28 protein-coding genes and 1 pseudogene are annotated in these 25,865 nt (G+C 62.7%); 11 read left to right on the top strand and 18 right to left on the bottom strand.

The annotated features are described in order from the left end of the window. Nucleotides 1-232 (bottom strand): annotated as a pseudogene (locus EOB59_RS36190) (keto-deoxy-phosphogluconate aldolase); the annotation flags it as partial. 369 nt (nt 233-601) lie between these two features. On the opposite strand from EOB59_RS36190, the gene EOB59_RS12150 reads away from it, so the two are divergent. The 3 genes from EOB59_RS12150 to EOB59_RS12140 all read left to right on the top strand — a co-directional run bounded on the left by EOB59_RS12150 (nt 602) and on the right by EOB59_RS12140 (nt 3,392). Next, the gene (locus tag EOB59_RS12150) at nt 602-1,522 is read left to right on the top strand and encodes a rhodanese-related sulfurtransferase (protein ID WP_128288438.1); all 921 of its coding nucleotides are present in this window, start codon (nt 602-604) and stop codon (nt 1,520-1,522) included. Nucleotides 1,523-1,639: 117 nt separating this feature from the next. Continuing rightward, on the top strand, nt 1,640-2,377 hold the full coding sequence (locus EOB59_RS12145; RefSeq protein ID WP_127809400.1) for a tellurite resistance TerB family protein: 738 nt from the start codon (nt 1,640-1,642) through the stop codon (nt 2,375-2,377). A 259-nt stretch (nt 2,378-2,636) separates the two neighbouring features. Beyond that, nucleotides 2,637-3,392, top strand: a complete 756-nt coding sequence (locus EOB59_RS12140; protein WP_128288437.1) for an SDR family oxidoreductase — start codon at nt 2,637-2,639, stop codon at nt 3,390-3,392. On the opposite strand, the gene EOB59_RS12135 is transcribed toward EOB59_RS12140, so the two are convergent. Together EOB59_RS12135 and EOB59_RS12130 are read right to left on the bottom strand one after the other, a co-directional pair. Then, nucleotides 3,393-3,758 (bottom strand): YciI family protein, encoded by a 366-nt coding sequence (locus tag EOB59_RS12135; protein ID WP_128288436.1) that lies wholly within the window; start codon nt 3,756-3,758, stop codon nt 3,393-3,395. Nucleotides 3,759-3,910: 152 nt separating this feature from the next. Continuing rightward, nucleotides 3,911-5,095 carry a pyridoxal phosphate-dependent aminotransferase gene (locus EOB59_RS12130; RefSeq protein ID WP_128288435.1) on the bottom strand — a complete coding sequence of 395 codons (1,185 nt, stop codon included), beginning with the start codon at nt 5,093-5,095 and terminating at the stop codon, nt 3,911-3,913. Nucleotides 5,096-5,178: 83 nt separating this feature from the next. Here EOB59_RS12130 and EOB59_RS12125 point away from each other — a divergent pair, with 83 nt between their 5' ends. The 6 genes from EOB59_RS12125 (at nt 5,179) to denD (ending at nt 9,147) form a co-directional block, all read left to right on the top strand. Continuing rightward, nucleotides 5,179-5,865 (top strand): GNAT family protein, encoded by a 687-nt coding sequence (locus tag EOB59_RS12125; protein WP_128288434.1) that lies wholly within the window; start codon nt 5,179-5,181, stop codon nt 5,863-5,865. Between the two features lie 10 nt (nt 5,866-5,875). Continuing rightward, nucleotides 5,876-6,853, top strand: a complete 978-nt coding sequence (locus tag EOB59_RS12120) for a cation diffusion facilitator family transporter (protein ID WP_128288433.1) — start codon at nt 5,876-5,878, stop codon at nt 6,851-6,853. A 74-nt stretch (nt 6,854-6,927) separates the two neighbouring features. Next, a complete protein-coding gene (locus tag EOB59_RS12115) occupies nt 6,928-7,248 on the top strand; it encodes a hypothetical protein (RefSeq protein ID WP_127395933.1) in 321 nt (106 codons plus the stop codon). Beyond that, nucleotides 7,245-7,847, top strand: coding sequence for a zeta toxin family protein (locus EOB59_RS12110; RefSeq protein WP_127395934.1), 603 nt, complete (start codon nt 7,245-7,247; stop codon nt 7,845-7,847). Before EOB59_RS12115 ends, EOB59_RS12110 begins: the two co-directional genes overlap by 4 nt. 93 nt (nt 7,848-7,940) lie before the next feature. Next, nucleotides 7,941-8,153 carry a hypothetical protein gene (locus EOB59_RS12105; protein ID WP_127415141.1) on the top strand — a complete coding sequence of 71 codons (213 nt, stop codon included), beginning with the start codon at nt 7,941-7,943 and terminating at the stop codon, nt 8,151-8,153. Nucleotides 8,154-8,169: 16 nt separating this feature from the next. Beyond that, entirely contained in the window at nt 8,170-9,147 is a 978-nt protein-coding gene (denD, locus tag EOB59_RS12100) for a D-erythronate dehydrogenase (RefSeq protein ID WP_128288432.1), read from the top strand. A 23-nt stretch (nt 9,148-9,170) separates the two neighbouring features. Here the strand turns inward: denD and EOB59_RS12095 are convergent, their stop codons facing one another. The 4 genes from EOB59_RS12095 to EOB59_RS12080 form a co-directional block, all read right to left on the bottom strand. Beyond that, a complete protein-coding gene (locus EOB59_RS12095) occupies nt 9,171-10,379 on the bottom strand; it encodes a nickel/cobalt transporter (protein ID WP_127809405.1) in 1,209 nt (402 codons plus the stop codon). Then, nucleotides 10,376-11,044, bottom strand: coding sequence for a DUF1007 family protein (locus tag EOB59_RS12090; RefSeq protein ID WP_127809406.1), 669 nt, complete (start codon nt 11,042-11,044; stop codon nt 10,376-10,378). Before EOB59_RS12090 ends, EOB59_RS12095 begins: the two co-directional genes overlap by 4 nt. An 82-nt stretch (nt 11,045-11,126) precedes the next feature. After that, nucleotides 11,127-12,026 carry a LysR family transcriptional regulator gene (locus EOB59_RS12085; protein WP_127272432.1) on the bottom strand — a complete coding sequence of 300 codons (900 nt, stop codon included), beginning with the start codon at nt 12,024-12,026 and terminating at the stop codon, nt 11,127-11,129. A 2-nt stretch (nt 12,027-12,028) separates the two neighbouring features. Then, entirely contained in the window at nt 12,029-13,225 is a 1,197-nt protein-coding gene (locus EOB59_RS12080; protein WP_128288431.1) for an amidase, read from the bottom strand. 540 nt (nt 13,226-13,765) lie between these two features. Between EOB59_RS12080 and odc2 the strand changes: the two genes are divergently transcribed. Together odc2 and EOB59_RS12070 are read left to right on the top strand one after the other, a co-directional pair. Continuing rightward, nucleotides 13,766-14,899 carry an ornithine/lysine decarboxylase gene (gene odc2, locus EOB59_RS12075; RefSeq protein WP_127320768.1) on the top strand — a complete coding sequence of 378 codons (1,134 nt, stop codon included), beginning with the start codon at nt 13,766-13,768 and terminating at the stop codon, nt 14,897-14,899. A gap of 171 nt (nt 14,900-15,070) precedes the next feature. Beyond that, a complete protein-coding gene (locus EOB59_RS12070) occupies nt 15,071-15,640 on the top strand; it encodes an N-acetyltransferase (protein ID WP_127270036.1) in 570 nt (189 codons plus the stop codon). Nucleotides 15,641-15,733: 93 nt separating this feature from the next. On the opposite strand, the gene EOB59_RS12065 is transcribed toward EOB59_RS12070, so the two are convergent. The 11 genes from EOB59_RS12065 to flhA all read right to left on the bottom strand — a co-directional run bounded on the left by EOB59_RS12065 (nt 15,734) and on the right by flhA (nt 25,859). After that, the gene (locus tag EOB59_RS12065) at nt 15,734-16,018 is read right to left on the bottom strand and encodes an SCP2 sterol-binding domain-containing protein (RefSeq protein WP_013529756.1); all 285 of its coding nucleotides are present in this window, start codon (nt 16,016-16,018) and stop codon (nt 15,734-15,736) included. 197 nt (nt 16,019-16,215) lie between these two features. Further along, entirely contained in the window at nt 16,216-16,731 is a 516-nt protein-coding gene (locus EOB59_RS12060) for a hypothetical protein (protein ID WP_127270032.1), read from the bottom strand. Between the two features lie 97 nt (nt 16,732-16,828). Further along, nucleotides 16,829-17,254 carry a hypothetical protein gene (locus EOB59_RS12055; protein ID WP_128288430.1) on the bottom strand — a complete coding sequence of 142 codons (426 nt, stop codon included), beginning with the start codon at nt 17,252-17,254 and terminating at the stop codon, nt 16,829-16,831. Between the two features lie 13 nt (nt 17,255-17,267). Then, nucleotides 17,268-17,879 (bottom strand): rod-binding protein, encoded by a 612-nt coding sequence (locus EOB59_RS12050; RefSeq protein ID WP_164895635.1) that lies wholly within the window; start codon nt 17,877-17,879, stop codon nt 17,268-17,270. Nucleotides 17,880-18,068: 189 nt separating this feature from the next. After that, complete coding sequence (locus EOB59_RS12045; RefSeq protein ID WP_127396336.1) at nt 18,069-18,962, bottom strand: carbohydrate ABC transporter permease; 894 nt, start codon at nt 18,960-18,962, stop codon at nt 18,069-18,071. Nucleotide 18,963: 1 nt separating this feature from the next. Further along, complete coding sequence (locus tag EOB59_RS12040; RefSeq protein ID WP_127271702.1) at nt 18,964-19,914, bottom strand: sugar ABC transporter permease; 951 nt, start codon at nt 19,912-19,914, stop codon at nt 18,964-18,966. Nucleotides 19,915-20,008: 94 nt separating this feature from the next. Continuing rightward, nucleotides 20,009-21,334, bottom strand: coding sequence for an ABC transporter substrate-binding protein (locus EOB59_RS12035; protein WP_027038230.1), 1,326 nt, complete (start codon nt 21,332-21,334; stop codon nt 20,009-20,011). A gap of 36 nt (nt 21,335-21,370) precedes the next feature. Further along, nucleotides 21,371-22,456 carry a sn-glycerol-3-phosphate ABC transporter ATP-binding protein UgpC gene (gene ugpC / locus EOB59_RS12030; RefSeq protein WP_127271287.1) on the bottom strand — a complete coding sequence of 362 codons (1,086 nt, stop codon included), beginning with the start codon at nt 22,454-22,456 and terminating at the stop codon, nt 21,371-21,373. A 180-nt stretch (nt 22,457-22,636) separates the two neighbouring features. Beyond that, nucleotides 22,637-23,020, bottom strand: coding sequence for a hypothetical protein (locus EOB59_RS12025; RefSeq protein WP_127271285.1), 384 nt, complete (start codon nt 23,018-23,020; stop codon nt 22,637-22,639). A gap of 2 nt (nt 23,021-23,022) precedes the next feature. Next, nucleotides 23,023-23,775 (bottom strand): flagellar biosynthetic protein FliR, encoded by a 753-nt coding sequence (fliR, locus tag EOB59_RS12020; protein WP_128288429.1) that lies wholly within the window; start codon nt 23,773-23,775, stop codon nt 23,023-23,025. Beyond that, nucleotides 23,772-25,859, bottom strand: coding sequence for a flagellar biosynthesis protein FlhA (gene flhA / locus EOB59_RS12015; RefSeq protein ID WP_127269778.1), 2,088 nt, complete (start codon nt 25,857-25,859; stop codon nt 23,772-23,774). The genes fliR and flhA overlap by 4 nt, the downstream gene beginning before the upstream one ends. Between the last annotated feature and the right edge of the window lie 6 nt (nt 25,860-25,865).

Here is a 25,865-nt window from a genome sequence, read left to right as displayed (position 1 = left end):
GGGTGATGCCGGGGCTGACGATGAACCGAGAGCCAGCGCTGGCGGCCTCTTCGAACTGGCCCGCATCGAGGATGGTGCCGGCGCCGACGATGGCTTCCTCGACTTCACCAGCGACCCGCCGGATCGCTTCCAGTGCATCGGCGGTCCTCAGCGTGATCTCGATCGCCGGCAAGCCGCCGCGCGCCAGCGCGCGCGCCAGCGGCACGGCATTGGCGATATCAGAGATCTTCAGCACCGGGATGACCGGCTGGCCGTTGAGGAGCGACAGGAGTTTTTCGGTCTTGCTGGGCATGTGTCTCTCCGTGGCGTGGACAATTCAACCGATTAGCAGAAGGCTGTTTTCCTGTCCACGAAACCGGCCGTGTCGCGATGTCACGCGTCGCCCATGCTCGCCAGGCTCAACTCACAAAGGCGGCTGCCAGCTCGGCGGTGTCGGCAGTTTTGTGCCGACAGCTTTTTCAGGATAGGAATTTTTTCTTGACTCCCTGATCTCAGCTATGGTACAAATTCGCCCATGGTGCAGATTTGCGCCCGTGACCTCCGAACAGGATGCCTGCTATTGCCTTGAATAGGCTTTCGTGAGCGTCTAGTGGCTTCGGCAATGACATCACTTCCACCCTTCCGCGTCGCAGCGCTCTACCGGTTTGCCCGGCTCGACGCTTTCGAAGAACTGCGCGCGCCGCTCGCCGCCTTCTGCTGCGGGCGCGGCATCAAGGGCACGCTGCTGCTGGCGCATGAAGGCATCAACGGCACCGTCGCCGGCAGCGAGGCGGCAATTGCCGAACTGATCCTGTATCTCGAAGCCATCGAAGGGCTGGCGGGCCTCGAGGTCAAGTACAGCGCAGCCGCGGACATGCCGTTCCACCGCATGAAGGTGCGGCTGAAGCGCGAGATCGTCACCATGGGCGTCGACGACATCGATCCTTCGAATAGTGCCGGCACCTATGTCGCGCCGACCGACTGGAACGCTCTGATTTCGCAGCCCGGCACTGTCATAATCGACACGCGCAACGCCTATGAGGTGTCGATCGGCACATTCAAGGGGGCGATCGATCCGGCCACCGCAAGCTTTCGCGAGTTCCCGGCCTGGGTGGAAGCGCACCGGGCGGAGCTCGAAGGCCGCAAGGTGGCGATGTTCTGCACCGGCGGCATACGCTGCGAAAAGGCAACCGCCTATGTCAAATCGCTCGGCTTCGAGGATGTCTTCCATCTCAAGGGCGGCATCCTCAAATACCTCGAAGAGGTCCCGGCCGAACAGAGCCTCTGGCAAGGCGAATGCTTCGTCTTCGACGATCGCGTTTCGGTGTCGCACGGCCTCGCCGAGGGCGAAGCGGAACTGTGCCGCGCCTGCCGGCACCCGCTGACACCGGGCGACCTGACGTCGCCCAAATTCGCCGCCGGTATTTCCTGCCCGCATTGTTTCGAGGCGCGTTCGAACGAGGACCGCCAGCGTTATGCCGAGCGCCAGCGCCAGGTCGAGCTTGCGCAGGCGCGGGGCAGGGGTCCGCATATCGGCTCCTGATCCGGGCATCAAGCTGCTGCAAAGCGGCCGCCTGTCATTGCAATGTCAAGTTTCGGGACCTACGTCTTCGACGTTCGAAACCTGCCCGTTCGGCCGGGCAAATCCTGGAGGCACTGAATGTTCGATCCCAAGAAGCTTCTCGACGATCTGCTCGGCTCGCAAATCCCCGGCACCAGCGGCACCGTTCGCGACAAGGCGGGGCAGGCCGTGCAGATGGCCAAGGACAATCCGCTGGCCGCCGGCGCACTGGCCGCCGTGCTGCTTGGAACTGGTGCCGGTCGTAACGTGACGGGCGCCGCGGTGAAGCTTGGCGGACTGGCTGCCATCGGCGGCCTCGCCTACAAGGCCTACCAGAACTACAAGGCCGGCAACGCACCCGCCGAAGCACCGGCGGCCGGCGAACCGGAATTGCTGCCGCCGCCCAAGGACACCGCCTTCCACCCGTCGCAGGCGCCGCAAGGCGAGGACGAATTCACGCTGACCCTGATACGGGCGATGATCTCGGCGGCAAAAGCCGATGGCCATATCGACGATGAAGAGCGCCAGAAGATCGCCGGCAAGCTCAGCCTGGCCGGCATAGACTCCGATGCTGAAAAGTTCCTGATGGCGGAGCTGGCAAGCCCGCTCGACCTCGACACGCTGGTCGCCGGCGCCAAGACCGATGCGCAGAAGCTCGAACTCTACACGGCGTCGCGCCTGACCATCGATCCCGACACCCGCGCCGAGCGTGGCTATCTCGACCTGCTTGCCGGCCGGCTCGGCCTGCCGGACGCGCTGGTCGACCATGTCGAGGCAACGGTTTCGGCGGCCAAGGTGCCGGCCAAGGCAGGGACTTCACCCAATCCGCGCTGGTAGGCCAAAACGGCACAGGAGGCGATTTCCGGGTTAACCTCTCGTTAACCCAGCAAGCGCATCATTCAACACAGTCGGATCGGCTTTTCCTCCTCCCAAGCCCGGTTCAGATCAGGGGCGGTCGCCAATGGCCGCCCTTTTTGTCGGCCCGATCGGATGGACACGCTTGCCATCTCCGCCGTCATTTGCGATGCCTTCCTTTTTCGAGCCAAACCCCTGAAAATCAGTCGAGCAAGCGCAGCGCTGCCGGAGGACAACAGCCATGACCGAGCAAAGAACCGCCATCGTCACCGGGGCCGGCACGGGCATCGGCAAGAGCGTCGCCACGGCGCTGCTCAAGAACGGCTGGAACACGGTATTTTGCGGGCGCCGCAAGTCGGTGCTGGACGCTGCGGTCGCCGAGGCCGGCCGCAACGACGCCAAGGCCTTGGCGGTAGCCTGCGATATCAGCAAGGCAGGCGAGGTCGACGATCTGTTCGAGACCGTGGCGGCGGCCTTCGGCCGTGTCGACCTGCTCTTCAACAATGCCGGCATGGGCTACAAATCGACGCCGATCGACGAGATACCGGTCGAAGTGTGGAACGATATCGTCGGCGTCAATCTCACCGGTTCGTTCCTGTGTGCCCGTGCCGCCTTTGGCGCCATGCGCAAGCAGAAGCCGATGGGTGGCCGCATCATCAACAACGGTTCGGTGTCGGCCTATGCGCCACGCCCGGGCTCGGTGCCCTACACGGCGACCAAGCATGCCATCACAGGACTGACCAAGACGCTGGCGCTCGACGGCCGGCCCTATGACATCGCCTGCGGCCAGATCGACATCGGCAATGCGCTGACCGATATGGCGCAGCCGATGACGGTCGGCGTGCCGCAGGCCAACGGCTCCATATCAGCCGAAGCGGTGATGGATGTTCAGCGCGTCGCCGACGCCGTCGTCCACATGGCCAGCCTGCCGCTCGACGCCAACGTGCTGTTCATGACCGTCATGGCGACCAAGATGCCGTTTGTCGGGCGTGGGTAGTCATTCTCCCAGTAGCTCTGTGCCGGGCAGATAGAGCGCGATAGGACGGATCTCGTAGACGGCGGTCGGATTGACGCGACGAAAGTCGCGCGCGATAGCGATGGCATCGTCCCGCGTCGGGCAGTCGACGACATAGAGGCCGAGAAGCTGTTCCTTGGTTTCGGCGAAGGGGCCGTCGACGATCATGCCGTCGCGCAAGGTGCAGGCCGATTGTGTCGCGCCAAGCCGCGCCGACGGGCCAAGGCTGCCGTCGGCATAGAACCCTTCATGGATCTTGAGCAAGTCAGCCATCAGCGCCGTATCTTCCTGCGGCGTCAGCGCCTTGATTGCGTCTTCCACATGATAGGCAAGGATTGCATAGAACATCCGATGTCACCCCCACTTCGATCCTGATCCGAGGACCGTAGCCGTTCTCGACATGCACGCCCAGTCTTGGCCGCGCGCCTCCGGACGGCTCATGACACCGTCATGCCACAGCCGCAAATTGTCCGGAAGAGGACAGCGGGCCGCTTTCAGGCTTACTTCGCCAGGAAGGCCCCGATCCGTTCCAGCGCCCGCAAGATGTTCTCCTCGGAATTGGCGTAGGAGAGCCTGATATAGCCTTCGCCGAGAATGCCGAAATCGGGACCGCCGATCAGCGCCACGCCGGCCTCGTCGAGCAGCGCCGAGGCGAGTTTCTTGGCTTTCCAGCCGGTCTTCGAGACGTTGGGGAAAGCGTAGAACGCGCCTTTGGGCGTGATGCAGGACATGTTGGGCAGGGCATTCAGCCCCTCGACGACGATCTTCCGGCGGCGGTCGAAGGCGCGCATCATATTGGCGACATCGTCCTGCGGGCCGTCGATTGCGGCGATGCCGGCGAACTGGCTCGGCGCGTTGACGCAGGACCAGCAGTTGACCGCCAGCTTGCGCACCTTGTCGTAGAGATGGGCGCCCTTGTCGCCATTCGGCCAGATCGACCAGCCCATGCGCCAGCCGGTCATCGCCCAGGTTTTCGACCAGCCATTGAGCACGATCAGCCGGTCACGGATTTCGGGAAAGTCGAGCAGCGAGCAATGCGTCTCGCCATCATAGGTCATGACGTCGTAGATCTCGTCGGAAAGGATGGCGACCTGCGGATGCGCCTCCAGCCCCTTGACCAGTTTCTCGATCTCGGCACGGGGCGTCACACCGCCGGTCGGATTGGCGGGCGAGTTGAGGATCAGCAGCCTGGTCTTCGAAGTGATCAGCGCCAGCGTCTCCTCGGCGGAGAAGGCAAAGCCGTTTTCCTCGCGCATCGGCACGGGAATAGGGGCTGCACCGGTGAACTCGATCATCGAGCGATAGATGGGGAAGCCCGGATCGGGATAGAGGATTTCGGCGCCAGGTTCGCCGAACATCAGGATCGCGGCGAACATGGTTGGCTTGCCACCGGGCAGGATCATTACCGTTTCGGGCGATACTTCGACACCGGTTGTGGTCAGCGTGCGGCGCACCACCGCCTCGCGCGTCGCCAGCAGGCCATTGGCCGGCGTGTAGCCGTGATGGCCGTCGCGCAGCGCCTTGATCGCCGCCTCGACGATGTGCTGCGGCGTCTTGAAGTCGGGCTGGCCGATGCCGAGATTGACGATGTCGCGGCCTTGTTGGGCAAGTGCTGTGGCCCTCGCGAGCACGGCAAAGGCGTTTTCCTCGCCAAGGCGGTCGAAGGCCGAAATCGTGTGGAGCATTTTTCCCGTCCGTGTGGTTCTTGCTGTTGGGTCGCGTTTTTGTGAGCTTCGGCTGGCAAAAGTCAAACGGATTGGAGCTTTCGGTGTCGGAAAATCTCAGGGATTGGCAACCGCGCCCGCGGCCCGAACGCAAGACCATCGACGGAAGCACTGTCCGGCTCGAACCGCTGAGTGCTGCAAAACATGGCGATGGCCTCTATGAAGCGTCCTCCGTGTCCGACATCGACGGCCGCTTCGCCTGGTTGCCCGATTATCCGCCGGAGACCCGCGCCGCCTTCCAGCCATGGCTGGACAAGGTCGAGGCCAGCGAGGATCCGCTGTTCTTCACCGTCATCGACAAGGCCAGCGGCAAGGTCGCCGGGCGCCAGACGCTGATGCGCATCGACACGGCGTACGGCGTCATCGAGATCGGCAACATCTATTGGGGGCCGCTTATCTCGCGCAAGCCGGGAGCAACCGAAGCGCAGTTCCTGTTCATGAAATACATCTTCGACGAGCTCGGCTACCGCCGCTACGAATGGAAGTGCAACAACCGCAACGAGCCATCGAAGCGGGCCGCCGAACGGTTCGGCTTCAAGTTCGAAGGCATTTTCCGCCAGCATCTGATCGTCAAGGGTGAAAACCGCGACACTGCGTGGTATTCGATCATCGACAAGGAGTGGCCCGCGCTGCGCAGTGCCTACGAGGCGTGGCTCGATCCGGGCAATTTCGATGGCGACGGCCAGCAGAAGCGACGGCTCGAGGATTGTCGCGCGGAATTCGGCGCTTAGGAGTTCGCCATTGGCACATACCCACGATCACAGCGGGCACGATCACATTGGGCACGATCATGGGCCCGGCCATGTGCATGGCTCGACCGATAAGAAACGCGTTCTGATCGCAGCCTGCCTGACCGGCGGCTTCATGGTCGCCGAAGCGCTTGGCGGCATCCTCACCGGCTCGCTGGCGCTGCTGGCCGATGCCGGCCACATGCTCGCCGACTCGATCGCGCTCGGCCTTGCCTGGTATGCCTTCCATCTGGCTGGCCGCCCGGCGACCATTCGCCTCACCTATGGCTTCGGCCGGGTCAAGACGCTGGTGGCCTATACCAACGGCATCGCCATCTTCGTCATCGCGCTGTGGATCGTCTACGAGGCCTGGGGGCGCCTGCAGGCGCCGGCACCGGTGCTTGGCGGGCCGATGCTGGTGGTGGCGATCCTCGGCCTGTTGGTGAACATCGGCGCGTTCTTCGTGCTGCATGGCGGCGACCGCGAAAGCCTGAACATGCGCGGCGCCATCCTGCATGTGCTTGGCGACCTGCTCGGCTCGGCGGCGGCCATCGCGGCGGCGCTGGTCATCCTGGCGACCGGCTGGACGCCGATCGACCCGATCCTGTCGGTCCTGGTTTCACTGCTGATCCTCTACACGGCGTGGTCGCTGATGCGCGAAGCCGCCCATGTCCTGCTCGAGGGCGTGCCGCCAAGCCTCGACCGCGATCTGATCGCCAGGGATCTCGAGGCGACCGTCCAGGGAGTGCGCGAAGTGCACCATATGCATGTCTGGTCGCTTGATGGGACCAGCAACATGGCGACGCTGCATGCCTGTCTCGACGAGGGCGTCGATGCGCATCAGGCGGTGAGTGCCGTCAAGAAGCGGCTTGCCAGCGAGCACGGCATCAGCCATGCCACCGTGGAACCGGAATTCGGCCAGTGCGCCGACGATGGCGACGAGCACGGGCACCAACGCGAAGCGCTTCAGCATCCTGGCCATTTCCACTGACGCAGGAATTTCACGGCATTGTCGACGGAAGAATGGCGGCGCGCTATACTTCCAGATGAATACGGGGAAAACGGATGTCGCATGCGGAACTAAAAAATAAGGCAAGTGTTCCCAAGCAGGTCGAGGTGACCAAGGACCTTGTCACGACGTTGGACCGGTTGAAGCCGGTCAAGCTCAATCGTGTCAAACTCACGGCAAATGGCTATGGCCAGGCGGCTCTCGACCGGCTCGAAGCCGGTTTTCCGATCAGCTATGGCGACGCGAATACACCAGCGGACCATATCGTTCGCGAATTTCCGGATGGCAAACGATGTCTCCTAAAAATTGAATGGTTGGCCAATAAGAAGGCGTGGCGAGTCGAGACGGTTAAGCCTCTTCCAGACGCGCTGCGTTGAGCCCGCCGACCGGCAAACCGGTATTCCTTGTTGTTGCCGGTCCCAATGGATCGGGCAAAACTACATTTGCTGGAAAAAACAGCGTGGGAACGCGGATTGATCCCGACGCAATTGCAAAACAGATACGACTTAAAGCACCGGAATCCACCGGCATGACCGTGGGCAGGGCGGCACGCCAGATGATTAAAGAGCACATCGAGCAAGGCAAGTCATTTACGGTGGAAACCACCTTCTCCGGTCAACAGGCCATGCGAGACATGGAAGCAGCCAGGGCGGCGGGTTTTATTGTGAAAATGGAGTTCATTGGGATTGGAAGTGCTGCTCTATCGGCCGCGCGTGTTGCCGACCGCGTGTTGGAAGGTGGCCATAGTATTCCGGCCGAGGACATTGCCAGGCGCTTCGATAAGGTGATGGATAATCTTGCGCGTGTCTCGCCACTGGTCGACGAGTTGATCATCCGCGATAACGGGTCGAGAAATTTTCGTCTGATCGCACGCGTCAAAAATGGTCAAATTATCCACCAGGCAAACCGCATTCCTGGCTATCTTGAAAAGGCCATCTTTGAGATTGACGGGCATGCATCGTCGCAAGGCGGATGATGCGGTGCCGCATCAACGCTACTCTCACGGGCATAGGAATTTCATGGCATTGAATCCGCACGCGGCTGATCCTGGCCACACCGGGGCAAAGTGGTGATGGACCGCGACACCAGGAACGCTCTTATCGCTGCAGTGTGGATCATGCTGCTGTTCGGTATCGGCGCCTACTACCTGCCGACCGTGATGCTGGCACTGGGCAGCTTTTCGACCGTGCTGGCCGGCGCCTTTGGCATCGTCTTCGTGCTGGCGTTCTTCTCGGTGTTCTGGTTGCGGGCCCGCAACCAGCGTAAAAATCAGGGTAAATAGGCAAGGGATTTTCGATATGCGCATTCTGATCACTGGCGCCGCGGGTATGGTCGGCCGCAAGCTCATCGCCCGGCTGGCCAAGGACGGCACGCTGCGCGGCCGCAAGATCACGGCGCTTGATTTACACGATATCGTGCCGCCACAGGCCCCGAGCCTGGATGGCGTCAGCGTCACGCTGCACACTGGCGATCTCGCCGAAGCAGGGGCCGCTGAGCGCCTGGTCGCATCGCGCCCCGACGTCGTGTTCCATCTTGCCGGCATCGTGTCGGGCGAGGCGGAAGCGAATTTCGATCTCGGCTACCGCGTCAATCTCGATGGCACGCGGGCCTTGTTCGATGCCATCCGGCTGGCGGGCTTTGCGCCGCGCGTCGTCTTCACCTCGTCGATCGCGGTGTTCGGCGCGCCGTTTCCGGATGTCATTCCCGACGACTTCCATCCGACGCCGCTGACCTCCTACGGCACCCAGAAGCAGATGAGCGAAGCGCTGCTGGCCGACTATACCAGGCGCGGCTTCTTCGACGGTATCGGCATCCGGCTGCCGACGATCTGCGTGCGGCCGGGCAAGCCGAACAAGGCGGCGTCCGGCTTCTTCTCCGGCATCATCCGCGAGCCGTTGAGCGGCCACGAAGCGATCCTGCCGGTGCCGCGCTCGGTCGTGCACACGCATGCCAGCCCGCGCTCGGCGGTGAACTTCCTGATCCATGCGGCAGGGATCGACGGCAGCGCTGTCGGGCCACGCCGCAATCTGACGATGCCTGGCGTCGCCGTCACCGTCGGCGAGCAGATCGAGGCGCTGGAACGCATCGCCGGGCCGAAGGCGGTAAGCCTGATCCGCGAGGTTCCGGATGACACGATCTGGGCGATCGTCAAGGGCTGGCCGACGCGCTTCGAGGCAAAGCGGTCACAGGAGCTCGGCTTCAGCGCCGAAAAGAGTTTTGACGAGATCATCCGCGCTCACATCGAGGATGAGCTAGGCGGCAAGATCGCGGGTTAAACTCCGAACCTCGTGGCGCCGGCCTATCCGCCGCTCGCCAAACTCGCCGACAGCAGCAGCAGTCCGAACAGGAACACAAACGCCGCGCCGCCGATCTCGACGATCGAGTGGATGCGGTTGCCCATGCGGCCGTCGCCGGCGAAATACACCGCCCAGTTCTTGGCGGTCACCGCCAGTGTCGCCAGTGCCGAAACGGTGATGGCCGTGCCAAGCGACATCGCCAGCACCGACAGCAGGCCGCCGAGCCAGAGCCCGTTGAGCAGGGCGAAGCTCAGCACGATCAGGGCGCCGGAGCAGGGGCGGATGCCGACCGCCGCCACCGCCGTCCACGCCGTGCGCCAGTCGAAGCGGTCGCCCGACAGCAGCGCCGGATCGGGTGCGTGCGAATGGCCGCAGGTATCGCAGACTTCGCCGGCCGCGTGATCGTGATGAGCGTGATCGTGTTTGGCATGATCGTGATGATCGTGCGAAGGGCCGTGCACATGGTCATGCGCGTGTAGCGCGTGCGAATGAGCATGCGCCGAATGGCTGTGAGCTGCATGGGAGTGACCGGCATGCGAATGCGCGCCGTGCGAATGGCCCCCATGAGAATGACCCCCATGAGAATGACCGGCGTGAGAATGGCCGGCATGAGCCGCCGACAGGCTGTAGGCCGGGCCCTTGCCGAACAGACGCAGGACGGCGGGGCCGAGTTTGCGCCACAGCAGCCAGGCGCCGAACAGGGTGACGAAGACAAAGCTCATGATCTCCATGAACCAGGCCGCGTCCGTCATCGAGACGGAGGTGCCGCGCAGGACGAAATAGGCGACCCCCATCACCGCGATCGCGGTCAGGCCCTGCAGCAGCGCCGAGACGAAGGACAAGAGGATGCCGCGCCGCAACGCCACCTCATTGGCCACCATGTAGGACGAGATCACCGCCTTGCCGTGGCCGGGGCCGGCGGCATGGAAAATACCGTAGGCGAAGGACAGGCCGACGAGTATCCAGATCTTGCTGCCGTCCTGGCGCATCGCCTTCATCGCCGTTGCCAGCGCGCGGTAGAATTCCTGCTGCCTGAGATTGATCCACATCAGGATATGGGCGAACGGGCCGGTGGTGGGCGCCATGCCGTCATTGACGCCGATGCCGAGCGAACTCTGGGCATGAGCGGCGTCGGCGAAATGCATCATGGCGACAGTGAGGGCCAACAGGCCGAATGCCAAACGCAGGGACGGTTTCGTCACCGGCTTCATCCTTCTGGCTGACAGGTCAGTTCGAGCTTGGTGGCGAAGATCTTGCTCATATCGGTGCCGGTCGGATCGTTGAAAAAGGCATCGGTGAGGGTCTTCTGGTTTTCCTTGATAGCCTCGTCCGGATCCGGACGGACCACCTTGCTGGTGCAGTTCGAGGGCAGGCCTTCAACCGTGATGTTGGAGTCCTCGGTGAAGTCGATCGCCGTGTAGAATGTCGGATCGTAGACGCCGATATCGATCTTGCCGTGGAGCTTGATCGGCACCTTCGGTTCGGACTCGAAAAGGATGATCAGCTGATCGTTGTCGAAATTGGCCATCAGATGCGGCGGCGGCGTCATCGCCACGTCCTTGCCGTCAACGGTGACGAGCTGGAAGTAATTGAACTCGGCCAGCGAGGCATGAACGGTGTCGGCGACCTCCTTCAGCTCCTTGTCGTCGAGCTTCAGGTCGGAGTTCTTGTCGAACTCCATCATCACGGTCGAGGAAAACAGATCGTCGAAGCGCCAGAGATGACGCAGAGCCTTCACGCTTTGGTGATCCGGGGAGAGAATCACATCGAGGCGGGCCTCGGCGAAGACATGCGGATGCACGTAAGCCGGTCCAGTGGCGGCAAAAGTAGCCGCCAAGGCCGAAGCCAGCATGATTGCGTGCCGTTTCAGGTGCATTCTCGGTCCATAGGCCTCGGAAGAGTTGCCGAGAGTTACCAGAAAGGGGGCGAAATTGGGACCATGAGACTATCGACGCCGGTCAGCCAGCCTCGCGCGTCCTGAACCACTGCACCAAAAAGTCGACGAAGACGCGGACTTTCGCCGGCAGATAGCGGCGGTGCGGGTAGACGGCGAAGATGCCGCCGCCCGACAGGATACGGTCATCCATCACCGCCACCAGCCGGCCGCTCGCGAGGTCGGGCGCGGCGATGAAATCCGGCAGGACGGTAAATCCGAGGCCCGCCACGGCCGCGGCTCTCGCCGTCATCGGGCTGTTGACCTCGACCGGACCAGACACCGAAACGCTCACCGGATCGCCATTGTCGCCCTTGAACGGCCAGTTGTTCAGTCCGCGGCCATTGGTGTCGACGATGCAAGGCATGCGGCTGAGATCCTGCGGCCTTGTCGGCATGCCATGCCTGGCGATCAGTTCGGGGGAGGCGCAGAGCTTTATCGAAAACGGCGCCAGCCGCCTGGCGATCAGCGACGAGTTCTCCAGCCGCGAGATGCGCACCGCAAGATCGAAGCCCTCCTCGACCAGATCGACGAAGCGGTCGTCGAGCTGGATGTCGAGCACGATGTCGGGATGCTGCTTGGCGAAGTCGATCAGCGACTGGCCGATCGGCGCGTCGGCGAAGGTGCGCGGCGCCGACAGCTTGATCCGGCCGCGCACGTCGCCGGAGGATTCACGCACCGCGTCGGCTAGGCTGTCGACCTCGCGCACGATCTCCGAGGCGCGCCGGTAATAGGTGTGGCCGGCCTCGGTCATCGAGAACTGGCGCGTGGTGCGGTTGAGCAGCAAAGCGCCGAGTTCGTCCTCCAGCTCGCGCACATATTTCGACAGCAAGGCCTTGGAACGGCCGATCTTGCGCGCCGCCGCCGAAAAGCCCTCGGCCTCGACCACGTCGATGAAGGCACGCATGCGCGTCAGTGTGTCCATGGTCAGGCCTTTCGTGCCGCGTCGAGAAGTTTCCGGCCGAGCCGTATCAGGGCAATGTCGCTGCCGGAAGGGCCAAGCAGCGACAGGCCGAACGGGGCGCCGGCGACCGAGCCGACCGGCAGTGTGATCTGTGGAAAACCGGACAGGCCGGCCAGGCACAGAAGTTGGAGCGCCCGTTCGCGATAGGCCTGGAACTGCTCCGGCGTGCTGTCCACGTAAGGCGCCGGACCAGGCACGGTCGGCAGGACAAGGAAGCCGTTCCTGCCGAGCAGGGCGTTCAGTTCGCCGCGAAAGGTCAGACGTCGCACCTTCTCGGCCTGGGCTGTCCTGTCATCGACGGCACGGCCAAAGCCGAAACGCTCCTCGACACCGGGGCCGAGGCCGCGCTCGCCGCTGGTGATCCATTCGCCATGCACCGCCCAGGCCTCCCTGGCCTGCACCCGGCGAAAGCACCAATAGAGTTCATCGGGAGATGAGGAGAAGCGGATTGCCGGCGTCGCCGGCACGCCGAAGACCGCGCCCGCCAGCCCCTTCATTTCACCATATTCGGCCAGCGCCGGGCGGGCGACCAATCCATCCAGCCAATCCAGCGCCAGCGGCCGGTCCAACACGTGCTGGTGCGGATCGCGGCCGAGCAGCAGCTTGCCGACGGTCTCGTAGGTCTCGATGTCGTCGGCGAACCAGCCGAACGTGTCGAGGCTCGGCGCCAGCTTCATCGTGCCGTCGAGCGGAATGCGGCCATGCGTGGTGCGCAGCCCGATCAGTCCGCAAAAGCTCGCCGGGGCGCGGATCGAGCCGCCGGTGTCTGAGCCGGTGGCGATATCGGCCAGCCTGCCCGCCACCGCCGCCGCCGACCCCGATGAGGAGCCGCCGGTGACGCGGTCGGGTGCCGCCGGGTTCACCGGAAACGAGAAATGCGCATTCTGGCCGAACAGCGCGAAGGCAAGCTCGTCGGTCTGCGTCTTGCCGACGAAGCGTGCGCCGGCATCGAGGATCATCTGCACGGCGGGTGCGGTGCGCGAGGCCGCGTGGCTTTCGGCGAATTTTTGCAAATTGCCGCAACCGGTGCGGTAGCCGGCGACGTCGTAGATGTCCTTGACGGCCAGCCGCAGGCCGGCCAGCGGGCCTAGCTGGGCATGTGCCACCGGCATCCGGCGAAGATCGAGAAAGGCGTTGAGAGGGCCGTGCGTGCCTGTCATCGTTCGATATCCGGATACGGTTGCCGCAACATTGTTCGACGCCAGAAATTTTACAACCTGCGATACGATTTTTATTGATTGTGAAAGTCTTCGCCCTTATATCGCGCTTGCCCAAAGTCGCACGTGCCTGTGGGTGTCCGCCGATCCTCGAATGGTGAGGGAAATCGGTAAGGTAACTGGAGCCAACCCCTCCAGTCGGTCTAGCGGCCAACCGCCAGCCCGAGGACACCTTGAAGCAACGACGGTGCGGGCCTTTCTGGTGTTCTGCCGGTTGTCCAAAAACCGGGGTTACTGAAGAGGCACACCTTCATTGCCGGCAGTGCGGACGGGTCTCCCATCCAAGCCAAGGCAGACAAAGCGAACCAAGGCCGGGCAAGGCCAAGGTTCACCGCCGCGAGACGGCGCTTCATGGTTCCGGGGTCTCCACCGGCTGGTTCCATGGATATCCGTCCCGCCTTTGTCCACCGCGTGTTCGCGAGGCTGACAGCCCGCGTCCCGCAGCCTTATTGCGCGCCGAAAGGCGCTGATGGAGAGACCCCGATGGCCACCCAGCGCATCCTTGACTTCCTCGCCACCCGACGTCCGTCCGGCCCCTGCCTCGTCGTCGACCTCGATGTCGTGCGCGACAATTTCCGCGCCTTCGAGAAGGCGCTGCCCGATTCCAAGATCTACTATGCGGTGAAAGCAAACCCGGCACCGGAAATCCTGCGCCTGCTTGCTGCGATGGGCTCGTCCTTCGACACCGCTTCCGTTGCCGAAGTCGAGATGGCGATGGACGCCGGCGCGCCGGCGGACCGCATCTCCTTCGGCAACACCATCAAGAAGGAGCGTGACATCGCACGCGCCTACCAGCTCGGCATCCGCCTGTTCGCCGTCGATTGCGTCGAAGAGGTCGAGAAGATCGCCCGCGTCGCTCCAGGCGCGCGCGTGTTCTGCCGCGTGCTGACCGATGGCGAGGGCGCTGAATGGCCGCTGTCGCGCAAGTTCGGCTGCGTGCCAGCGATGGCCGTCGACGTGCTGCGCCATGCCAAGGGGCTCGGCCTCGACGCCTATGGCGTGTCGTTCCATGTCGGCTCGCAGCAGACCGACCTGACCGCCTGGGACCGTGCGCTGGCCGACGCCAAGGTGGTGTTCGCGACGCTCGCCGAGGAAGGCATCGTCTTGAAGATGGTCAATATGGGCGGTGGTTTCCCGACGCGCTATCTGCGTGACGTGCCAGCCGCCCAGGCCTATGGCCAGGCGATCTTCTCGGCGCTGCGCAAGCATTTCGGCAATGCGCTTCCCGAGACCATCATCGAGCCGGGCCGTGGCATGGTCGGCAATGCCGGCGTCATCAAGTCGGAAGTCGTGCTGATCTCGAAGAAAGCGGCCAACGACAATGTGCGCTGGGTGTTCCTCGACATCGGCAAGTTCGGCGGTCTTGCCGAGACGATGGACGAGGCGATCCGCTACCCGATCGTCACGCCGCATGACGGCACGGAGACCGCACCTTGCGTGCTCGCCGGCCCGACCTGCGATTCGGCCGACGTGATGTACGAGAAGACGCCCTATCCGCTGCCTTTGTCGCTGACCATCGGCGACGAGGTGCTGATCGAAGGCACCGGCGCCTACACGACCACCTACTCGGCGGTCGCCTTCAACGGCTTCGAGCCTCTCCGATCCTACGTGATCTGACGGCGCTTCCTCAGCGCATTTTCGGACGGCGAACCGGACACAACTTCGCCTAAAAATGCGCTGAGAGAGCCGATCAGATCATCCCCGGTGGGCGCGTGTCGTCCACCCGGGCTCGCCTGTGGAACAGATCTCCGCTCGCCAGGGATTGCGGAAATGGAAATGTCAGTTGAAATGGAAATGCCAGTTGAAATTGGGGGCCACGCACCGGCCTCTGTGATGGTCGCCGAAACCGCCGCCGATGTTGCGGCGCGCGAGGCGTTGCTCGATCGGGCCATGGGGCCGAAGCGCAGGAAAAAGTCGTCGGAGAAGCTGCGGCGTGGCCGGCGGCCCTCGGAAGGCCTGGCCTTCGTCGCCCGCGATGCTTCGGGCGGCGTGGCCGGCACCGTGCGGCTGTGGGATGTCAGGCTGGGCGAGGGCGGTGCGGCCGTGCTGCTGCTTGGCCCGCTTGCCGTCGACCCGTCGCTCAAGAATGCCGGCATCGGCTCGGCGCTGATGCGCCATGCCATCGCCGAAGCGGCGCGTCTCGGCCATGCCGCTATCCTTTTGGTCGGCGATGCGCCCTATTACGCGCGCTTCGGCTTCTCGGCCGAGAAGACCGGTTCACTTGCCATGCCAGGACCCTATGAGCGGCACCGCCTGCTGGCGCTGGAACTGGTGGAAGGCGCGCTTGACGGCGTGCACGGCACGCTGAAGGCGGCCGGCCGCAAGCTGAAGGCGCAGGAACTGATATCGGCGGCCTGACACGAAGCCGGCAGCATTTCATGCAAAAACGCCGCCCGAAAAGGCGGCGTTTTTTTGCGCTTGGTGGGTGCCGCCTTAGGCGGCTGGATGCCTTCAGCCAATCAGCTGGCTGAGCGCCATGGCGACGGTCATGTCGCCTTCGACCTTTATCTTGCCGGTCATGAACGCCATCGTCGGGTTCAGGTCGCCAGCGATCAGCGAATCCAGATCGTCGAGCGAGAGCTTGATGGTGCAGTCGGTGGGTGCATCGGTGTTCGAGACGGTTGCGCCGTCGATAACGATGACGCCGTCGCTGCCGGTGTCGAATTTCACGGAACGATCGAACCCGCTGCTGGCTACCCGCGACTTGATCTTCTCGGCAATCTCCTGAACGCTCACGCTATTCTCCTTGTCTGGTTGCATCTGTCTCGCAACGGCGCTTCGATCCAGCCGAAGCCCATGCCGCGGTTCGCGATCACGGTCGCTGCCGCATATAGCTTTGGGTTGACGTTTACGTCAACGCGAATTCGGGCGGTTGGTTCCTGCCGTCGCGGCAGGTGAGCCCCGATGAGGCCGGGACTCCGAGCCGGGGCAACTCAGTGTTCCTTGAACGCCTTGGTCATTTCGCTCGCCGTCTCGCTTTTCTTGCGACGCAGCCAGTTGTCGCGGATTTCGTCCTTCGACAGGAAATTGACCTGGTCGATCAGAACCTCATGCACCAAGGGCGCGCCGACACGCGCGTTGACGGTATCGCGGATTGCGGCGCGGAAGGCATCGAGATCGATGGTCGCCTTGTTGGTGAAGTCGATCTGCGGATTGGAATAGAGGTAGGAATAGACCTGGTCGGTGATCAGCGCTTCGGCCGGAATGGACAGCTTCTTTATCTGCTCGGGTTCGACGGTGTAGACGAGCTTGGTCAGGAAATAGCCGCCGATCTCAGAATCGCGGATCAGCGGCACCGAAATGATGTCGGTCTTGACGTAGTCGAGACCGCCCAGCATCGGCTTCGGCGTTTCGCCGACACCGCGCTCGCCGGCCGCCTGAAACGAATAGAATACTGCGCCGAGAGTTGCTGCGCAGATCCAGACGGCGATGGCGATGACCTTGATCATCGGCTCTTGTCAGTCCCTTGATCAGTCCCTTGTGAAGGCGACGCGGCACTGCGCCGTTGCTTCGGCAGTATCTCCCAAGTGTCGCTCGTGTTCGGCATCATGCCTTCGTCCAGCCGAACTCGCCGGCGGAGTAGGTGCCGTCGGTCTCGGCGCGCTGGATGGCGTGCCGCAGCAGGCTGGCGACTTCGTTGACCGCGCTGAGATGCGCCAGGATCGCCGCTTCGTTCTTCGCCAGCTTCTGGCGCAGCCGGGTCAGGCCCTCGCGGTGCTGTTCGAGGAATTCGGCTTCGCTGCCGCCCTTCATGGCGCGCGTCAACTCGTAGAGGTAGCGGCTCTTGCGGGCGTTCGATGCCTTGAGATCATAGTTGGTCGCGTTGCGGATGCCGGCGGTCTCTTCCTCGACCACTTCCTCGATGCGACCGATGATGGCGGCGAGGTTGCCGGGCCGCGCGAACGGGATCGGCGCTTCCGACGCGGTCGTGCGTGCTGGCAGATTGGGGGTGGATTCTGAAAAGTCGGCCATGGCGTTTCCCAGTTTAGATCTTGATGTTTGTTTTTATGGTCGTCTCGTCACCGGTCATCGACCCCGCAGCCTTGCGCTGCAATTGGTGGACCAGCGAGGTCGACAGGCTGTTTTGCTGGTCGATCTCGGTCTTTTCCAACCCGCCCGAGACCGGACCGACCGGAACCACGCGCTTGCCTTCGAGATAGTGGTCGGCAAGCATCGACTTGGCGATGCCGATGCCGCCGCGTTCGGCCATCACGTCGGCCACCCGCTCGGCAAGCTGCGATTTCCACATGTCGCCGGCCAGGCCCTTGCCGTAGACGCCCTCGGTGTCCTTTGGCAGCATGTTCTGGATGAAGGTCTGCAGCACCATCGCCTCGAACTTCTTGAATTTGTTGGCCGGGTCGGTTGTAGCGGCGGCCTTGTCGGCGGTGGCGAGCGACAGGATCGAGCCGGCATCGACCGAAGGGGCGGTGTCGAGCGAAAACGTGCCCGCAGCGCCGCCGGCCCGCTTTGCCAGCGCGGCGCGGGCGGTCTCGATATCCGCCGGGTCGACGGCTCGGGCCACATCCATAACGATGTCGCTGGGTGGAGAAATCGCCAAGAAAGTCCGCCTTTTACCGGTTTTCCTAAGCCAGACCATGCCTCAACAAGCTTGTGGCAGGCTTGCGGGAAGGAGAGGGAGCGGAGTGCGCGGATCGGATCGAAGCTGCCGGCTTCGCGCCATCGGGCAGATTTTTCCATCGTCGCCTTTGGCCGGAAGCTGACGATCAGCTTGGCACCCACGAGCTTGCTTCGATGGTCCGCCGAGGGTGGGATTTCCGCCTCAGCTTCACTCCTTGACCGCCCCCGTCATCGAGGAGACGTAGTGCTCGACAAAGAATGAATAGAGCACCACCACCGGCAGGGAGCCGATCAGCGCGCCTGCCATCAGGGCTCCCCATTCATAGACATCCGAACGTACGAGCTCGGTAAGCACGCCGACCGGCACGGTCTTGTTTTCGGACGACTGGATGAAGGTCAAGGCGTAGATGAACTCGTTCCATGACAGGGTGAAAGCGAAGATGCCGGCGGAGATCAGGCCGGGCACCGACAGCGGCAGAACTATCTTGGTCAGGATTTGCCAGCGGCTCGCGCCGTCGATCAGCGCGCATTCTTCCAGTTCGAAGGGTATCGAGCGGAAGTAGCCCATCAAGAGCCACGTGCAGAATGGAATGAGGAAGGTCGGATAGGTGAGGATCAGTGCGAACGGCGTATCGTAAAGGCCGAGGTTGAACACCATTACCGACAGTGGAATGAACAGAATCGAGGGCGGCACGAGATAGGCCAAGAAGATCGCCAAGCCGACCTGCCGCGCCCCGGAAAACCTCAAGCGCTCGATCGCATAGGCAGCGAACACCGCTGCCAGCAGCGACAGGAAAGTTGAGGCGGTCGAGATGATGATCGTGTTGAGAAGCCAACCCGGATAGGACGTGTCGAAGAGCAGATACCGAATATGCTCGAGCGTCGGATGGACGACCCAGAACGGGTTGAAATTGGCATAATCCGTCATCTCGAGATTGGGTTTCACCGCCGTGATCGTCATCCAGTAGAACGGGAACAGCAGCACGATGACGAATATCAGGAGCGGCAGATAAACGGTGACCACGCGCCGGGGCAGGCTCTGGAGATAGCCCATGCCGCCTTCATCCGTGTTCGGACGATTGTTCGTTTCGATCGCGGCCATGTCAGTCTCCACCGCCCTGCTGCCATTTACGACGTTGCAGCCCGAAATAGCTGAAAAGGATCGCCGCTAGCAGGAACGGGATCATCGCCACCGCGATCGCGGCTCCCTCGCCAAGCTGGCCGCCGGAAATGCCGCGCTGGAACGAGAGCGTCGCCATCAGATGGGTGGCATTCACCGGTCCGCCGCGAGTCAGCACATAGATCAACTGGAAATCGGTGAAGGTGAACAGGACCGAAAAGGTCATGGTGATGGCGATGATCGGCGTCAGCAGCGGCAGCGTCACATAGCGGAACAACTGCCAACGGCTGGCGCCGTCGAGCGTCGCGGCCTCGTAAAGCGATTGGGGAATCGTCTGCAGGCCGGCCAGCAGCGTGATGGCCACGAAAGGAATGCCGCGCCAGACATTGGCAGCGATCACCGAGGCGCGCGCGTTCTCCGGATCGCCAAGGAAATTGATGCGGTGATCGATCAGTCCCATTTCCATGAGAGCCCACGACAGGATGGAGAACTGCGAATCGTAGATCCACCAGAAGGCGATGGCCGAGAGCACCGTCGGCACCACCCACGGCAGCAGGACAATCGCGCGGAAGAACGATTTGAAGGGAAGGTTCTGGTTGAGGATGAGCGCCAGCCAGAGGCCGAGCGCGAATTTCAGGATCGAGGCGCTGATCGTGTAGAGCAAGGTGTTGAAGACGGAGAGCCAGAAGACGGCGTCGCTCCACAGATATTCATAGTTTTCGACGCCGATGAAGATGCCGGGGCGGCCGATGCGGGCATCGGTGAAGCCGAGCCAGACGCCGAGCCCCAGCGGATAGGTCAGGAAGACAAGCAGCAGTGCAGCCGCCGGAAGCATGAAGCCGAAGCCAAGTGCGTTCCTGCTTTCGCTCCAGCGCGACAGAATCCGTGAGAAGATCGAAGGTCGCGGCTGGATAGCAGCTGACGGCACGGCCATGGGTTGGCTCCTGCTGAGGTCTCATTGATAGGCCGGATCGGCCGCGACGCAATCCGAAGCCAGCCGGGCAGCCGCGCTGCCCGGCTGAGCCGGCTCAAACGCGATAATAGCGATTTGCCCGCTTCTCGGCCTCTTCCATTGCCTCTTGCGGCGTGGCCTGGCCGGTCACCGCTTTGGCGAACATGTCGACCAGCACGTAGTCGGCCATGGTTGCCGCCGAGGCATAGCCGAGCGGCCCGGCATAGCCGTTAGGCCGCAGAGTAGCCGAAGCCTTGGCGTAAGCGGCGTTGTTGGGATCGGCAGTCCACACGGGGTTGTTGTCGAATGCCTTCAGTGTCTGGCAGCAATATCCGGCCGAGGAGGTGATCCAGTCCTTCATTTGCGGTTCCTCGAACATGAACTGCAAATACGCCTTAGCCGCGTTAGGGTAGGGCGTGTAATTGAAGATGACAGCCGTGGTCACCTGGAACAATTCGACGGATTTGCCGACAGGACCGATGGGCAGGTTGGTCGTGCGTATGTCCTTGGCGATTTCAGCCAGCTTTGGATCTTTGTCCTTGTTGATCTTGGCCGTGTTGTAGGCAGAAATTCCATTGGCGATCACCCCCAGTTCGCCGGCCAGGAAGGCGCGGTTGTTGTTGACGTCGAGCCAGCTTTCGGTGCCTGGAATGAAGGTCTTGTAGAGTTCCTGCGCGTATTCGATCGCCTTGAGGGTCTCGGGGCTGTTGATCGTTACCTTGCCACTCTCGTCGACCATCTGGCCGCCATGGCTCCACAGCAGCCAATGAGCATAGTTGTTGCCGTCACCGACGCCATGGCCATGCGTGAAGCCGGCAGGATGTCCCTTCGCTTGCAAGGCCTTGCAAAGTTCCAGGAAGCCTTTCGTGTCCTTGGGAAACTCCGAAAAGCCGGCCTCTTTCACCCAGCTTTCCCGATAGACGATGGCATTGCCGATCGTGGCCAGGGGCAGGCCGACGAACTTCCCGTCGCGTGTCGCATATTGCTTAGGTCCCTCGTGCCAGCCGCCATATTTCGAGCCGAGATACTCGCCCAGTTCGCTCACGTCGTGCAGCTTGTCGGGATATTGGTGCGGGTCATCGAACCAGACGAACATCAGGTCGGGGCCGGACCCGACATTTGCTGCGACCGCCGCCTTGGGACGAATGTCCTCCCAGCTTTCCTTGTCGACGCGAACCTCGACACCTGTCGCCTCGGTGAAGCGTTTGGTGTTGGCCAGCCATTGGTCCTCATCGCCCTGGACGAAGGGCGACCAGCGCAGCAGTCTAAGCTTGGCGCCATCCTCGGGTTTGTATTTCAGTCCGTCCTGGGCAAGGGCCGGAGAGCTGATGAACCGACTTCCCAAGGCACCCGCCGCCGCGCCGGCGGTGGTGCGGATCACGTCGCGTCTGGTGAACTTCATGCTCGTTTCCTCCTGTTGTTGTCCTTGCCTGTGGTCCTACTGATCGATACGTGTCTGGAATCTCTGTCCGGTTTCTGCGTGAAAGAGATGGATAAGGCTGGGCTCGGCCGTAAGCCGGATGGTTTCGCCCGGCGTAAAGGAATGTCGTTCCCGGAAATTCGCGACGATCTCTTCGCCGCCGGCTGTCCGGCCGATGAGCTGCACTTCGGACCCGGTTGGTTCAACCACCGCGACGGTGACCGGAATGCCCTGGTCGTCGGACAGCCGCAAATGCTCGGGCCTTATTCCCAGCACCACAGGCTCGCCATTGCGGATGGAAAGTGCCGAGGCCAACGGGACCGAAATCCCCCCGGCGCCGCGGAACGAGGGTGAGCCGTCGGTAGCGATCTCGCCCCTCAGCAAATTCATGGCCGGCGAGCCGATAAAGCTGGCGACAAAAAGATTGTTCGGCCGGTCATAGAGTTCCAGCGGCGGCCCTATCTGCTCGACGATGCCGTCATGCATGACCACGATCTTGTCAGCCATGGTCATGGCTTCGATTTGATCGTGAGTGACGTAGACTGTCGTGGTCTTGAGGCGCTGGTGCAGTTCCTTGATCTCGGCGCGCATCTGCACCCTGAGTTTGGCGTCGAGATTGGACAGCGGTTCGTCGAAGAGAAAGACCGCCGGATCACGAACGATCGCGCGGCCCATTGCGACGCGCTGGCGTTGGCCGCCGGAAAGCTGCCGAGGATAGCGAGCCAGCAACGGCACCAGCCCAAGGATTTCGGCCGCGCGGCGCACGCCGGCATCGCTCTCCGGCTTGGAAACTCCTTTGAGCATCAGCGAGAACGCCATGTTCTCGGCAACGGTCATGTGTGGGTAGAGCGCATAGTTCTGGAAGACCATGGCGACGTCGCGCTCCTTGGGCGCAACGTTGTTGACGACACGTTCGCCAATCGCGATCTGGCCGCGTGAAATCTTTTCCAGGCCGGCGATCATTCTGAGGAGGGTTGATTTTCCGCAGCCCGACGGTCCGACCAGAGTGACGAACTCGCCGTCCTCGATGTTCACGCTGACCCCGTGCAGGATCTCGACAGCGCCGAATGATTTATAAACTTCGCCAATTGCGACAGACGCCATCGATCCTCCCAACAAATTCCCGCGACGTCGTCGAAGGAACAACGCTTCCGCTAGCGACAGCCCTGGCTCCTCCCAGGCTCACGCTAGGCCGAAACGGTAGCGCTACCAAACCGGGCTGTAAAGCGTTTACGGGAAAGCCGAACCTTGGAGGGTCCGCTTCGCGCCACGCAATCCTCCCAGCTACTCCTGCGTCCGCTTCTGCGTGATCAGGTCCAGCCGCTCGCGGTCGGAGCGTTCGCGTTCGTCGCGGTTGCGTACGTCCTTGTAGGCGCGCTCGACCATATTGGTGCGGGCGGTCGCCGCGGCGATGAGGCTGGCTTCCTGCCTGGCGCTCGCCAGGTTCGCTTCCTGGCGCACGACCGCCTGGGCAATGCGGCGATGGTAGAGATCGGGAAACAGGGCGGAGAGCGAATCGGCCTGGTCGAAATGGCCGACCAGTTCCTTGGCCTCGGCCTCGGCGGCACTGGCCGCCGCAAGGAAGGTGGCGTGGCGGGTTTCGTGCAGCGCCTTCAGCTGTTCCTGAACCTTGACCAGCTTCTTGAGGCGGTCCTTGCGCGTGCTCATTTCTATCTCGCCAATGTCAGATCGACGAAGCCGTCGACGAACAGCGACAGCATGGTGCCGACGGCGAAATAGAAGATGATCATGCCGCCGGCGATGATGAAGGGCTGGGAGATGAAATAGATCGGGATCTGCGGCGTCAGCTTGTTGACGAAGCCGATCGTCAGATTGACGAGAATAGCATAGGCGACGAACGGGCTGCCGAGGCGGATGACCAGGAAGAACGTGTCCGACACCGTGTCGGTGACGTCGACGAGGGCGGCCTGCGGGTTGAAGAAGACGTTGACCGGCGCGACCGTGTAGGAGGAAACCAGCGCGCGTATTATCTCGTGGTCGAAATCGAAGACGAACAGCATCAACAGCGCCGAGAACGAGATGATTGCGGCAAGGGCTGCCTGGGGTTCGGGCTCCTCGATCGCCGGTCCGCCGGTCCCGCCATAACCGACCAGCATGGCGATGGCCGAGCCCATGAAGCGCAGGGCTTCCATGTAGAGCCTGGTCATGGCGCCGATCAGGCCGCCGACCAGAAGTTCCGAGATGATCATCGGCACAAGGATCTGCGGGCGCGGGTCGACGAAAGGAAAGATCTTGTCCCACAGAAAGGCAAGCAGGCCGCCGGTGGCGGCGACCGCCACGAACAACCTGACCTGGACCGGGACGCGGGCGCTGGAGAGGCCCGGCATCAGCATGAAACAGGCGCCGATGCGGCAGAAGGCGAGGAACGCCGCGATGACGGCGCCTTGCGACAGCACGCTCACGATATGGTTCCGAGCACCTTGATCTCGACGCCCTTGGCGATTTCGACATGGCTGAGCACCGGAAGTGTGGTGAACAGGCGCTCGATGATCATGCGCACATAGGGGCGGGCGTCGGGCGCGGTGACGAGGACGAAACGCTCGCCGGCTTCCAGATACTTCTTGATCGCCTTGGTGGCGTCCTGGCCGAACTCCTCGAGCTGGCGCGGGTCGATGTCGAACTCGCGCACCTCACCCTTGGCGTCGCGCTTGAGGCTCTGGTGGAAGGCGAGATCCCAGCGGTTGCCGAGGCGCAGCACTTTCAGCACGCCGCCCTCGGACAGGTCGCCGCATATCTGCTGGGCCATGCGGATGCGGACATGCTCGACAATCTGCTCGGTGCGGCGCACATGCGGCGCGATCTCGGCGATCGCCTCGATGATCAGGTGCAGATTGCGGATCGAGACGCGCTCGGCCAGCAGCAGCTTCAACACCGCCTGCAGGCCGGGATAGGAGATGTGCGTGGTGCAGATCTCGTCGGCGAGCTTGCGGTATTCCTGGTCCTGGCGTTCGAGCAGCGCCTTCATGTCCTTGTAGGACAGAAGCTGCGGCAGGTTGTTGCGGATGACCTCGGAGAGATGGGTGAGCAGCACCGACATGTTGTCGGCGAAGGTGTAGTTCTCGCGCTTCAGATCCTCGGCGAAGGCTTCGACCACGGAATAGGCGCGCATGCCGAAGGCCGGCTCGCGGATTTCCTCGCCCGGTATCTCGGGTATGTCGCGGTTGCCGAGCAGCACCATGATCTCGCCGACGCGCATCTGGTACTCGGCCACCACGGTGCCGTGCACCTTGATCTGGTAGCTCTTCGGCGGGATGGCGAAATCGTCGGCGACGCGCACTTCCGGCACGACGAAGCCGTACTGGGTGGCGAATTTCTTGCGCATCTTGCCCATGCGGAAAACCAGTTCCTGATGCGACGTCAGCAGCCTTGTCGACAGCTGCTTGCCGATCAAAAGCTCGATCTCGGCGGTGGCGAGCGAAGCCTTGACCGAGTTCTTCTCCTCTTCGACCTTGGTCGCCTTTTCCTGATCCTTGATCGCCTCGGCTTCGGCGACGGCGCGGTTGGCGCGCATCGGGATGACGTAGCCGAGACCGGCCATGCCGGCGGCGAGCGCAAAGAACGGGAACAGCGGCAGGCCGGGCATCAGGCCGAGCAGGACCAGCAGCGATGCCGCGACATAGAGGGCGCGCGGGTGGGCACCGAGCTGGCCGAACACCGCCTGGTTGGTCGAGCCGCGGGTGCCGCCCTTGGAGACGAGCAGGCCGGCGGCGAGCGACACGATCAGTGCCGGGATCTGGGTGACGAGGCCGTCGCCGACCGACAGCTTGATGAACACGTCGGCGGCTTCGCCCATGCCCATGCCGTGCCTGATGTAGCCGATGGCAATGCCGCCGACGATGTTGATAGCGGTGATGATGAGGCCGGCGATGGCGTCGCCGCGCACGAACTTCGAGGCGCCGTCCATCGAGCCGAAGAAGGAGCTTTCTTCTTCCAGCTCGCGGCGGCGCAGCTGCGCGGTCTTGTCGTCGATCATCCCGGCGGAGAGGTCGGCGTCGATCGACATCTGCTTGCCGGGGATGGCGTCGAGGGTGAAGCGCGCGCCGACTTCGGCGATACGCGTGGCGCCCTTGGTGATGACGATGAAGTTCACCACGATCAGGATCATGAAGACGATCAGGCCGATGACGAAGTCGCTGGCCATCACCAGCTTGGAGAAGCCGGCGATGACATAGCCGGCGGCATGCGTGCCCTCATTGCCGTGCGACAGGATCATGCGCGTGGTGGCGATGTTGAGCGACAGCCGCAGCATGGTGGCGATGAGCAGCACGGTCGGGAAGGACGAGAAATCGAGCGGCCGCTGGATCCACAGCGCCACCATCAGGATCAGCACCGAAAGCGCGATCGAGAAGGCGAGGCCGACGTCGATGAGAAAGGCCGGAATCGGCAGAAACAGCACGGCCAGGATGATGACGATGCCGATGGCGAAGAAGACGTCGCGGCCGTTCTTGGCCACCGCGCCGGGCTGAATGCTTTCGCTGATCGCCATATCGTC

This window comes from Mesorhizobium sp. M7A.F.Ca.MR.176.00.0.0 (assembly GCF_004023165.1).
Classification (GTDB): Bacteria; Pseudomonadota; Alphaproteobacteria; order Rhizobiales; family Rhizobiaceae; genus Mesorhizobium.
This window is presented reverse-complemented; position numbering and strand designations above follow the sequence as displayed.

Bases quoted from the DNA above. Each gene is read 5' to 3' on its own strand.
- EOB59_RS12150 (WP_128288438.1), top strand. From the start codon at position 602: ATGACATCACTTCCACCCTTCCGCGTCGCAGCGCTCTACCGGTTTGCC.
- EOB59_RS12145 (WP_127809400.1), top strand. From the start codon at position 1,640: ATGTTCGATCCCAAGAAGCTTCTCGACGATCTGCTCGGCTCGCAAATC.
- EOB59_RS12140 (WP_128288437.1), top strand. From the start codon at position 2,637: ATGACCGAGCAAAGAACCGCCATCGTCACCGGGGCCGGCACGGGCATC.
- EOB59_RS12135 (WP_128288436.1), bottom strand. From the start codon at position 3,758: ATGTTCTATGCAATCCTTGCCTATCATGTGGAAGACGCAATCAAGGCG.
- EOB59_RS12130 (WP_128288435.1), bottom strand. From the start codon at position 5,095: ATGCTCCACACGATTTCGGCCTTCGACCGCCTTGGCGAGGAAAACGCC.
- EOB59_RS12115 (WP_127395933.1), top strand. From the start codon at position 6,928: ATGTCGCATGCGGAACTAAAAAATAAGGCAAGTGTTCCCAAGCAGGTC.
- denD (WP_128288432.1), top strand. From the start codon at position 8,170: ATGCGCATTCTGATCACTGGCGCCGCGGGTATGGTCGGCCGCAAGCTC.
- EOB59_RS12095 (WP_127809405.1), bottom strand. From the start codon at position 10,379: ATGAAGCCGGTGACGAAACCGTCCCTGCGTTTGGCATTCGGCCTGTTG.
- EOB59_RS12090 (WP_127809406.1), bottom strand. From the start codon at position 11,044: ATGCACCTGAAACGGCACGCAATCATGCTGGCTTCGGCCTTGGCGGCT.
- EOB59_RS12085 (WP_127272432.1), bottom strand. From the start codon at position 12,026: ATGGACACACTGACGCGCATGCGTGCCTTCATCGACGTGGTCGAGGCC.
- EOB59_RS12080 (WP_128288431.1), bottom strand. From the start codon at position 13,225: ATGACAGGCACGCACGGCCCTCTCAACGCCTTTCTCGATCTTCGCCGG.
- odc2 (WP_127320768.1), top strand. From the start codon at position 13,766: ATGGCCACCCAGCGCATCCTTGACTTCCTCGCCACCCGACGTCCGTCC.
- EOB59_RS12070 (WP_127270036.1), top strand. From the start codon at position 15,071: ATGGAAATGCCAGTTGAAATTGGGGGCCACGCACCGGCCTCTGTGATG.
- EOB59_RS12060 (WP_127270032.1), bottom strand. From the start codon at position 16,731: ATGATCAAGGTCATCGCCATCGCCGTCTGGATCTGCGCAGCAACTCTC.
- EOB59_RS12055 (WP_128288430.1), bottom strand. From the start codon at position 17,254: ATGGCCGACTTTTCAGAATCCACCCCCAATCTGCCAGCACGCACGACC.
- EOB59_RS12050 (WP_164895635.1), bottom strand. From the start codon at position 17,879: ATGGTCTGGCTTAGGAAAACCGGTAAAAGGCGGACTTTCTTGGCGATT.
- EOB59_RS12045 (WP_127396336.1), bottom strand. From the start codon at position 18,962: ATGGCCGCGATCGAAACGAACAATCGTCCGAACACGGATGAAGGCGGC.
- EOB59_RS12040 (WP_127271702.1), bottom strand. From the start codon at position 19,914: ATGGCCGTGCCGTCAGCTGCTATCCAGCCGCGACCTTCGATCTTCTCA.
- EOB59_RS12035 (WP_027038230.1), bottom strand. From the start codon at position 21,334: ATGAAGTTCACCAGACGCGACGTGATCCGCACCACCGCCGGCGCGGCG.
- ugpC (WP_127271287.1), bottom strand. From the start codon at position 22,456: ATGGCGTCTGTCGCAATTGGCGAAGTTTATAAATCATTCGGCGCTGTC.
- EOB59_RS12025 (WP_127271285.1), bottom strand. From the start codon at position 23,020: ATGAGCACGCGCAAGGACCGCCTCAAGAAGCTGGTCAAGGTTCAGGAA.
- flhA (WP_127269778.1), bottom strand. From the start codon at position 25,859: ATGGCGATCAGCGAAAGCATTCAGCCCGGCGCGGTGGCCAAGAACGGC.